Raw genomic sequence first — 10,526 nt, 5'->3', positions numbered from 1 at the left:
TGAGCGACGGGTGGCTCCGACGGAAAGGGATACTTGAACACGATTCCTTTAAAAACAGATACTTACTAAATTACACAAAAAGTTTGGAGTAGACAAACCATCATAGGAGGAGGACAACATGACCCAGCAACAGAAATTAATCCGTGCCAAGATGAGTTTACTCGAACTGGCAGAATACCTCAAGAACGTTTCAGAGGCCCATTCTCATCTTATCATCTGAGACTAAAAAATATTTGCTCCTGACGTATAATTTTCTATGAAAAAACAGTTTGTTATCCTGAATGGGCTTAACCGTTCACCCACAGATTTTTTTGAAGAGGCTTTTTTTTAACCTCCTTTTTTGACACCTGATGGTGATTGATAGAATAACATTCTGATAAACCTTTTCTCAAAGGAAGTAATAAGTTATTTAAGGCGCTTTCATTCTTTTGAAGGCTACTACATGCGCCAAACAGATGCCGGGCAACCCTCAATAGTTCAAAAAAGGCATGAAACAGGTAATTTTAACCTCTTTGCAGGCCTTTAATTATTTCAAACAGCCAGTTGCAGCGTTCCAGGGTTGTGTCCAGTGAAGCGGTTATTGGTTGTTTTTCCACGGAATCGAACTGAGGCGTCCTGAGCCAGACACCTTCATCCGTCTGTGTTTCCACGAGCATGTCTGCTACTTGAATAGCAACATCCTTGAATTTCTTTTCCCCGGTACATCTATACATAGTTGCGCATCCCCAGCCTATCTTTGCGCTGGTTAGCGACTGATAAGATTCCGGCGCCATTTTGGCTGCAAGATCAAAGACTCGGTTCCCGGCCTCAAGCCAGTTAGAATCTCCGGTAGCCAGGTATAGCTTTCCAAACGCGGCCATACCGATTCCAAAGTACCAGTAAGTCTGGGCAGGTTTCTCGTATTCCACCCTGAACATGCTAGCCAGGACTTCCGGGCAATCAGTAATCCATTCACCGGCCCAATTCTGACGCAGGTAAAAGTGAGTGGACGGCTTTGGCTGGGAATCCAGCATTTGAATAAGGCCTTCACCCGCTTTAACCGCGATTTTAATTCTTCCCATAGCCAGTAAGGCCACGATACCACACGCCGTTCCTCCCCATTCCGCGGTCTGTTCATCAGCATTTTCGCTGCATTTCTCAGCCAGACATCCTGTTTTTTGATTCTGAGCGCGTTCCAGAAAGTCGCCCCCAGGGGAAGACAGGTCGTAAGCGCCCAGGGTTTGGGCGCCCCAGCAGAGCCAGGCGTTTTTGTAGTTGGTGTAAAAAGGAACGGCTGGTTCTTCAGGACCACAATGGAAATCGCCTCCAGAGAAAAAGTGCGAGCCAATGTAGGCTGTTATCTGTTCGGCCTCGCGCATGTAACCTCCGGTCGCCAGGGTCTGCGGGGCCTTGTAGTGACCAGTAACTGTGGTTTCGCTGCCATGAAAACTCCCGTCTGCATTAAGAATTGAAAGTGACCATTCAATCCCTTTTATGGCGGATGCAAGGTATTTATCAATCATATCAGTCATTATAAATTCTCCTTATTTTTTAAATTACTCTTCTTTATTTTTTTCATAAAATATTACAGGGATTAAGGAGTTTGATTCAGCGTGACCATAATTGAGAGCCATCTGATACATTTCTTTGGCCAGAGCCCCAAAAGGAAGAGGAACGCCAAGGTCCTGTCCCAATTTAAGCGCCAGCCTCAGGTCCTTATGAGCCAGCCTGGTAGCAAATCCTATGGTCCTGTTATCCCTAATAAGGCTCATGGCCAATCCATCTAAGATTTTCGGTACGTTTATTCTCTGTAAGTTTAAAAGATCTTCCTGATTAATGCCCGCTTCTTTGGCCAGGGTATATCCTTCAATTATCATGTAATTAAAAATCAGGGTCATCAAATTGTTTGCAAGTTTGACCTTTTCCCCGGTTCCAAGCGGTCCGGTGTGGATGACCTCTTCTCCAACTATCTCGAGAAGATCACGGCATGACTCCAGCACGGCTTCATCACCGCCAACCAACATGACGAGATCTCCCTTCATTGCGCTAAAAGGGCTTCCACCAACAGGCGCGTCCAGCATTTTGACGCCAACCTTGGCAGCTTCTTGACCCAGCCTCTCTGTCACAGCAGGATCAGCTGTGCTGGAGTCAATAAAGATCAGGCCTTCTCTGGCGCCGGCGAACACCCCATCTTCACTTAAACAAACCTTCTCCACGTCCGGACCATCAGGGAGCATGGTCCAGACCACGTCTGACACCTTTGCCAAAGCGCTTGGAGATTCAGCCGCACCGGCGCCCTCAGACACCAGATTCTCAACTGCTTCAGGGTTTATGTCATACACAGTTACTGACTGGCCTGCCTTAAGTAGATTGGAAGCCATTGATTTTCCCATGACACCAAGCCCTATAAAACCGATTCTTTTCATAATTATCCTCCTATCTTTTTCTATGATTGATTTGTGTACAAGCTGGAAAGCAAGCACACGATTCCGCTCTCACGGAAGTTAACTCTGCCTGTCTATCACTAAAAGCCGGGTAAACATGAATCATCAAGGATTACCTCTATCTGCCAGATGTTAATAAGGGTTACGCTAGCCTAATTTTCATAATGACGCTTCCTTAGAATCGGTGCTGACTTTAAGGCAACATTGCTTCTTAATATTAAAGCGCTTCCCGTTTCAACTCCGCCGAGAGCCTGTTCGCTTCATCCTTAGCCGTCATGAAAATATCATTATTTTCGAAAGGATCGTTTTTAAGGTCAAACAGCAAAGGTTTATTTCCGTAACCTTGTACAAGTTTAAAGCGACCGTCATATACCAGGCGCCAATCCCCCATGGCGGAAAGAACATAATCCCGGTGTTTATTTGTCTGACCCTCGAACAGGGGTCTCATTGAGCGGCTGTCCATGCCATCCTGCCTTGGCACTTCGCCATAATCCAGAAACGTCGCGGTCAGGTCCAGAATGGTAATTGGGACGTCAATAACACTGCCTTCACGAACACCCGGGCCTGCCGTGATGAAAGGAACACCGATCGAGGGTTGATACGGCCTGTGTTTTTCCCAATAACCGTGATCGCCCAGCATTTCGCCATGATCGCTGCTGAAAACGATCAGTGTGTTTTCCAACTCACCTCTTTCTCTCAGCTTCTCTATGTAGATACCCAGCCAGCGGTCTATATTTTCCACCATGGCCGAATAATTTTGCCGGACTTCATTATGCTGTTCCGGTGTATGAGGCTTGCCCGGATGATAGGGCTCATGCCAGCTTTTATTAATCTCAGCGTAATATTCCAAGCCATATGGGGGATAAGGCGAGGTTCTCTTTTCTTCATCATTTGGTTGAGGAAAGTCCACATCCTCATACCATGTTTTCATTTTTTCTGTGATATCGAGTGGTTGATGAGGGCCTGTGAAATTGACTTGAAGAAACCATGGTTGGTCGTCAGGAAAATTGTCCATCAAATGAAGTCCATTTTCAGCCAGCCAGTTATCACAGTAGGCATCATCAGGCAGCGGGGTGGGATAAGTTGCTGCCCAATTTCCGTTAAATATAGCTGACTTGAAGTAGCGAGGGAAAATATCCTGGATATGTAGATCGAGCAGTCCTTTTCGGGCAAGATAAGAAATGTAAGGCCCTTTGGGTTTTTTGTCCCCTCTGATCATTGTTAGGATTCCATCATTTTTACCTTCGTTATTGATGCCGTCCGAGAAACCCCACTCCTTCAGGAAATTTTTCCCGTCCAGGCCCCAATCAAAGCTGCCTTTATTTAAATCAAACTTCCCGCAGCCGGTCACATGATAACCTGCTTCACGGAGTAAAGTATAAAAAGATACCTGATCAAGAGGGTAATCAACATCATTCTCAGGCACACGACAGCGCGCGTATTCTTTTCCAGAGGCCAGGCATGCCCGGGCCGGAGAACAGAGGGGAGAAGGCGTAATCGTATTGGTGAATCTTATGCCATTTTCGCCCAACCGATCTATATTCGGTGTTCGAACAGGAATACCGGGGTTTGAACCGAGCCAGTCGAACCGGTGCTGATCGGGAAAAAAGAATAGGATATTCGGACGGCTATCTTTCATTTTTTCTGCCTCCAGTTAAAAGATGAATCCCCAGAGAATCTAAAAGCTGTCTTTGCAAAGGACTGTGGTTCTTTTTATCAAACTAAAACTCATCATCTGATCAAGTACGGAATCTCAACCCGAAGCGCATCATGGGGACATTCCACTTCGCAGGGCAAGCAAAACCAGCAGGTTCGGTATTTACCAAAGGGCTGCCCGCATGAATAACAGCGCGTCGCCTCACGGCGAGCTGTGGCCGTATCAAAACCTTGTTCAATTTCTTTAAAATCGCCCCTGCCTTTCAAACGGTAAAGGGGGATGTCCGCCCTTTCTTCAGGTGAGGCCCGGCTGGTATCAATCTCAAATTCGGTCTCTATTGGGCCTTCATACTGACGGCCATAACGGATGTCATCGCCATTCAAGAAACGGTTTACAGACTCTGCAGCCCGTCGCCCGCTGGCCATGGCCTCTATAACGGATGAAGGGCTGCTGAAGGCGTCTCCGGCAATAAAAGTGTTCTCCATAGGTGTTTGAAGTGTAAGCGGATCCACCGTAAAAGAATCATCCTCCAGCAATCCGGCCGATTGAAAAATCGCTTTATCAGAGTGTTGGCCTATGGCGATAATGACAGAGTCTGCCTCCAGGAATTTCAACTGGCTGTTATCAAAATTTGGTTTGAAACAGCCGCTTTCATCGAATACCGCGAGACAGCGCTTAAACTCGGCTCCTTTCAGCTGTCCCTCCTGAAAAATAAATCTGGGGTTACCCAGTGAACATTTGAGCTTGACTCCTTCACTTAACGCACTTTCAATAGCCCAGGGAAAGGCTGGCAGTTCATTTTCGGATTCGAGAGTGACCAGAGTTACGTTCACCGCGCCCAGCCTGAGCGCGGTTTGGGCGGAGTCAATGGCCACATTTCCACCGCCAATTACCAGGATTTTTTTTCCGATCTCAGGCGCGGTTCCGTCACGCACCTCTTTAAGAAAAGGCAGGGCGTGATATACACTGTGCTTATCTTCATCTTCGATATTCAGCCTGTCATGTTCCTGGCAGCCGATGGCTATGATCACAGCATCGAATTCATTTTTCAAATCTTCAAAGCCTTTGTCTCTTCCGATTTTACATTGGCAGTGAAAATCAATACCCATGCTTTCCAGTAAATGAAGTTCTTTTTCCAGGATTCGCCCAGGCAGTCTAAACTCGGGCATGGCCCATCGAAGCATCCCGCCCGGTGCGCTCTCGGCTTCAAAAACGGTTAGAGCATGACCTTGGATTCTTAGATCATAGGCTGCGATCAAGCCGGCCGGACCGGACCCGATAACAGCCACGTGTTTGCGCGTATCCTGTTCAATCTGCGGCAGTTGCAGCTCTTCTTTCTCGAATTGATCGGCCAGATAACGCTTGAGCGCGCGAATAGCCACCGCTTCCCCTTCAACCTCACGGCGATAGCATCTCCTTTCACAAGGCTGGGAACAAATACGCCCGACAATACCCGGAAAAGGCAGGGTCTCCCTGAGCAATTCCAGAGCCCTGGCCTCCTCGCCTCGAGCGATAAGTTGAACGTATCCCTGGCAATTGACGCCAAGAGGACAAGCCTGACGGCAGGGCGCCAGTTTCATCCTTAAATTATCTAGTATGCACGTTTCGATGCATATCCCGCAGAAGGTGCATTTATCCTTGTCAATGGCAATGTTGTCGGACAGAGCTTCTAAGGGATTCACTCTCAATGCTTGCCGTCCTTTTCAAGTCGAATGATAGGCGCATACGACACCTTGATATCTCCGGGCTCGTCTCCCATGGTTAAAACAATGTGTTTCAAATAGTCCTGATCATTTTTTTCAGGGTAATCACTTCGATAATGCCAGGGAATCCATCGGCTTTCTTTGCGCTCTTTGGAGGCAGTTGCGCTCAGTCTGGCGCATTGAATAATGTTTTCCACCTCAAAGAATTTGAAAAGGTCATGAACATCATCAATACGAACTATATCTGTCAATTCCTCTGTAAACCGATTCATCCACCATAATGCCCGGTTAAGCTTATATTCGTTTTTCGGCGGGGCAATATAATCAGTTATCATCCGTCTGACCTTGTACTCGAACTCTTCGATGGCCACCGGATTCGTGTCTTGGGTCATTCTATTTTCTATTTCGTTCAAAAAGGCGTTTACCCGGCCATCGTCCAAAGAGATGTCCACATTTGACGCCGCGTACTCAGACGCGTTTTCAGCGGCAATCTCTCCAAATACAAATGCACCGGAAAGATGCCCGCGAGCTACGAGCGACGTGTCTCCAGCAGCGTAAAGACCGGGAACCGAAGTTTCAGCGTTTTCGTTGACCCTGACCCCGGTCAAACCGTGACCGCCGCATAAAAAGCATTCTGTGGGCCAGAGTTCAATTTCATCGTCTCGGAAATCTATGTCGCGCCCTTTGTAAAATCTCTCACAAGCTGGCCGTTCAGTAGTAAAAAGAAGCTCCTCGATTTCTTTGATGCGTTCTTCTGGCAGATGATTCATCTTGATTCTCATCGGCCCTTTAAGCTCCAGATGCTCCTGATACATTGATCTGATGGAAGGGTGGTCTTGGTCGCGGCGCTCGTCAAAAGCGTTGAAAAGTTGGGCTCCACGCGTCAGAGTGATGTAAAGCAGGGGCGCGTTAATATCCTTTACAATGTAATAAACCAGCGTGTATTCGAAACCGCTCAACTCAGCGCCCGCCCGATAAGCCAGGCAATAACCGTCTCCGGTATTTCCAGGGAAGTCATATACCCCGTAAAGATGGCCGTTATCGGGCAGGCCGAAGCGCGCCGTTCCACCGGAGGTCAATATGACGGTCTTGGCCAGACAGACGATTACTTCCCCGGTCCGAACATTCATTCCGATCGCGCCGGCAATACGTCCTTCATCTTTAATCAAGCGCACGGCCATGGTTCGGTTAACAACCTGAGCGCCCAGATCCATCAGTTTTTTGGCTAGAATTGTTTTCAATTCAGGTTCTTTCATGGTCACACAAAAGCGCCCTTTGGGATGCACCTGGAGGACATCGTACTGTCCATTATCGTTTTTTGGAAAATAGACGCCCCAGGATTCCAGCTTTTTCATCATTGACCAGCTTCTTTCGGCCATACGATAGTTTACCGGTTCGTCCATGATTCCTTCGCAGGCTATGCCGTTGGATTCAACGTATAGCTCTGGCGTGCTTATCTCTGGAACGGCCACTATATTGAGGGCGTCCATACCCCGGGCAATACAGCCTGAATACTTAATGTCCCCTTTTTCGAATACGACCACTTTTTGCGCCGGTTTAACCTCCTTAGCCCGGATAGCCGCCATGGCCCCAGCACTACCGCCGCCAATGATTAATACCTCCGCTTTTATAACAGGACAATCAGATTTCATATGTTCGTCTTAGTATTCTTATTCTTTCTGTAACTATGTTATTTCCCTGTAAAGCTTTCGGTTATCGGTCAGACAATAGCTGATCCTGTATTCGTAAGGCTGATCTTTATAAGTGAAGGAAAGCATTTCAATCGTTAGAACAGGTTGTCCTAGTTCAAGGCCTAACACTTCAGCAATTTCCTTATCCGCTAAAGTTACTCCGATCAATTCATGGTTATAGAGTGTGGGCAGGCCATAAGCCTGTTCAATGGACTGATACAGTGTTTCCCTTTCAAACCGGCTTCTCGCCAGATCTTCAAAATCCTTAAACATTTTACAGGGTAGGTAAGAAGTGTTGTAGACGATCGGGCCAATGGAAGTGATGAAAACTCGTTTGAGCGTATAAAGATTTTCAGTGACCCTGCTTTTAAGGAAACGGCTGACCGGTTGAAATCCACTCATGACTTTAAAATTGATCAGTTTAATCTTGAAACCAAGGTCATCGCCGCGAAAATCTCTGCGCAATCGTATATAACGCAGGCTTTCCTGCTTGATGTTAGTGGTGGCTACAAAAGTTCCTTTACCTTGAATAGAGTAAAGATATTTCTCGTTGACCAGGTTTGATATCGCCTTTAGGACCGTGCCCATGCTCACGCCGTAGGTTTCGGCAATCTTCCGGGAAGGGGGAATGTGGTCTCCCGGCGCCCACTGGCCGCTTTCAATGAGCTGTTTAAGCTCCTGTTGAAGCTTGTAGTATATTGGAGTTGGATCGGAAGTTTTATTTCTCACGGCTCCCAGCATTTTATTCATATACCCGACCTCTGATCCTCAGGTAGATGGACTTCTGACGGATTGCACATTTTCTGATACAAATTTTGAAGCTGATTTTTTTAATTAATCTATAAAATTGTTATAGAACAATAGTTAACTAATACAATCTTAACACCTTTATCCACCCTGTCAAGCTTTTTTTTAAAGTAGAAAGAGGAAGCCAAACCTCATTTCGTGACAGTATCCTGAGACATGGCATTCTTTGCTTTTTTTCATGACCTTGTTTGAAAAAAATCTTAAACCCAAAGGAGAGATGGATTCATATCCTTTGGGTATTTTCAATTCGTCTTGCTATTTACGGTAGCTTATGATACTTTTAGCGCAAATTATTCAAGCGAACATTTCAAGTGGAAGAAAGTTCTCTGTATGCGCTATTTGTTGGTATCTGTGCTTGTTCTCATCTTTCTGAGTTCCTGCGCCACGCTGGATAGGACCTCCGAACCGATCATTCATAAAACCCTTCCTGAAGAAGAACAAGCTGTCGTTGTCATCGAGGAACCTGCCAAAGAACCCGAAATCCAGGCCCTGCCTGAATTAACCCTTGAGGTCGAAGAAAAACTTGAGGATATGGTTTCCGCCGAGCTTCGCGCTTTAGAGGGCGGAAAAGAACCGGTCACGTTCGATGTTCCGGTGACCATAAATAAGGATGTTCAGACCTGGATCACCTATTTTCTAGGTCGAGGACAAAAGCATTTTGTTCGGGCTCTGGGTCGTTCGACTCGCTATCTTCCACTGATGAAGCGGATTTTTCGAGAGGAAGGCCTGCCTGAGGATCTGGTCTATCTATCTTTGATAGAAAGTCACTTTATGGTCAGCGCCTATTCCAGGGCCCACGCGGCAGGTCTTTGGCAGTTCATCTCGCCTACGGCCAGGCGCTATGGCCTCAAGATAAACGGCTGGGTTGACGAAAGGCGTCATCCTGAAAAATCAACCCGAGCCGCCACGGCCTATCTTTCCGATCTGCATGAGATGTTCGGATCATGGTATCTTGCCGCGGCCGCCTACAATGCAGGTGAGAACAAGATTAAGAAAAGCCTTAAGAGATATAAGGCTGAAACATTCTGGGAGATTGCGAAAAAAGGCCACCTGCGCCGCGAAACCAGAAATTATGTTCCCAAGTTCTTGGCAGCCGTTTTGCTGGCTAAGGACCCGGAGCGTTATGGCTTGACCGAGGTGGAATATGAGCCGCCTCTTGAATTTGATGAGGTCCAGGTCTCACACCCGGTTGACCTGGGGGTGATTGCCCGCCTTTGTGGTTGTTCTCTGAAAACCATCCGCAGCCTCAACCCTGAGATCAGGGCATGGTATACACCTTTAAACGAAAAAAATTACAAGCTCTGGGTGCCGAAGGGAACTGGGGACCGATTTCGAACTGCCTATGCCAGGCTCAACCCGAATCAACGGCTGGTGAGTACCAAACACAAGGTGGTTAGGGGTGAGACCCTTGGATCCATCGCCCGTCTCTATGGTCTTTCGATTAAGAATCTCAGGAATTTTAATAAGCTGCGTTCCGATCGGATCTATGCTGGCTCGATGCTCAGGATCCCGGCCAAGGCGGCCGCTTACCGGGCTGGCCTTAAAAAACGTCAGAAAAGACCGGCAAGTCAAACAAAACATCGGTCGGCCAAAGGCCCGCATATCATCTATCAGGTGAAACCCGGCGATAACCCCTGGCAGATTGCCCGGCGCTTTAATCTTGACTGGAGAGACATTGCCGCTTGGAACGACATCAAAAACGTGAGGCGGCTGATGCCAGGACAGGAGCTGGTGCTGTATCTGGCCGAACCGGGAGTCAGGTTGGCCTCGGCAGCTAAAATCCAAAAGAAACCTCAACCTGCAGCAGCCTCAGCAACCCTTAGGATACCTGATAAAACATCCACACCTTTCCAGGCTGGTGAGGAGAAGGCTATTTCTTATACGGTTCGTTCTGGCGACACACTATGGGCCATTGCTCGGCGTTTTAATATTGCACCGAAACAGATCAGGGCCTGGAACAATATCAAGACCAACCTCATTCGACCCGGCGATGTGCTGACTTTAAAGACAGAGCAAATGTAAATTCTCGCCACGCTGGTTCGGTTTGCCATTTAGAGCAACGAATCACTATTCTTCATTTTATTTTATCAAGCCAATTGTTGGAAAATGAACGCAAAAGAATGCCCAGGTGCGTTCAAAGGGTCTGATTAAATCTATTTCACCGCCTTTAGTGAATGACAAAAATACGTTCCTATTCAAAAAGGCTTTATCGGAACGTACCTGTGCCATTCTTCCTAGGCCGGGC

The 10,526-nt window shown here is 47.2% G+C and carries 7 protein-coding genes; 1 reads left to right on the top strand and 6 read right to left on the bottom strand.

The genetic code is table 11. The annotated features are described in order from the left end of the window. Positions 1–503 precede the first annotated feature (503 nt). The 6 genes from JRI95_00610 to JRI95_00585 all read right to left on the bottom strand — a co-directional run bounded on the left by JRI95_00610 (position 504) and on the right by JRI95_00585 (position 8,224). On the bottom strand, positions 504–1,511 hold the full coding sequence (locus JRI95_00610) for a hypothetical protein (protein MBW2060042.1): 1,008 nt from the start codon (positions 1,509–1,511) through the stop codon (positions 504–506). Between the two features lie 24 nt (positions 1,512–1,535). Beyond that, entirely contained in the window at positions 1,536–2,405 is an 870-nt protein-coding gene (locus JRI95_00605; protein ID MBW2060041.1) for an NAD(P)-dependent oxidoreductase, read from the bottom strand. A gap of 235 nt (positions 2,406–2,640) precedes the next feature. Continuing rightward, positions 2,641–4,062: a sulfatase-like hydrolase/transferase gene (locus tag JRI95_00600; GenBank protein ID MBW2060040.1), complete on the bottom strand. Its 1,422-nt coding sequence runs from the start codon at positions 4,060–4,062 to the stop codon at positions 2,641–2,643. Positions 4,063–4,154: 92 nt separating this feature from the next. Then, a complete protein-coding gene (locus JRI95_00595; GenBank protein MBW2060039.1) occupies positions 4,155–5,762 on the bottom strand; it encodes an FAD-dependent oxidoreductase in 1,608 nt (535 codons plus the stop codon). A 2-nt stretch (positions 5,763–5,764) separates the two neighbouring features. Further along, the gene (locus JRI95_00590) at positions 5,765–7,435 is read right to left on the bottom strand and encodes an FAD-binding protein (protein MBW2060038.1); all 1,671 of its coding nucleotides are present in this window, start codon (positions 7,433–7,435) and stop codon (positions 5,765–5,767) included. A 33-nt stretch (positions 7,436–7,468) separates the two neighbouring features. Beyond that, entirely contained in the window at positions 7,469–8,224 is a 756-nt protein-coding gene (locus JRI95_00585) for a GntR family transcriptional regulator (protein MBW2060037.1), read from the bottom strand. A gap of 387 nt (positions 8,225–8,611) precedes the next feature. Between JRI95_00585 and JRI95_00580 the strand changes: the two genes are divergently transcribed. Beyond that, positions 8,612–10,303 (top strand): LysM peptidoglycan-binding domain-containing protein, encoded by a 1,692-nt coding sequence (locus tag JRI95_00580; GenBank protein ID MBW2060036.1) that lies wholly within the window; start codon positions 8,612–8,614, stop codon positions 10,301–10,303. Positions 10,304–10,526: the final 223 nt, after the last annotated feature.

This window comes from Deltaproteobacteria bacterium (genome assembly GCA_019308995.1).
Classification (GTDB): domain Bacteria; phylum Desulfobacterota; class Desulfarculia; order Adiutricales; family JAFDHD01; genus JAFDHD01.
Note: the sequence above shows the minus strand (reverse complement) of the source record. Positions and strands in the feature narration are given on the sequence as shown.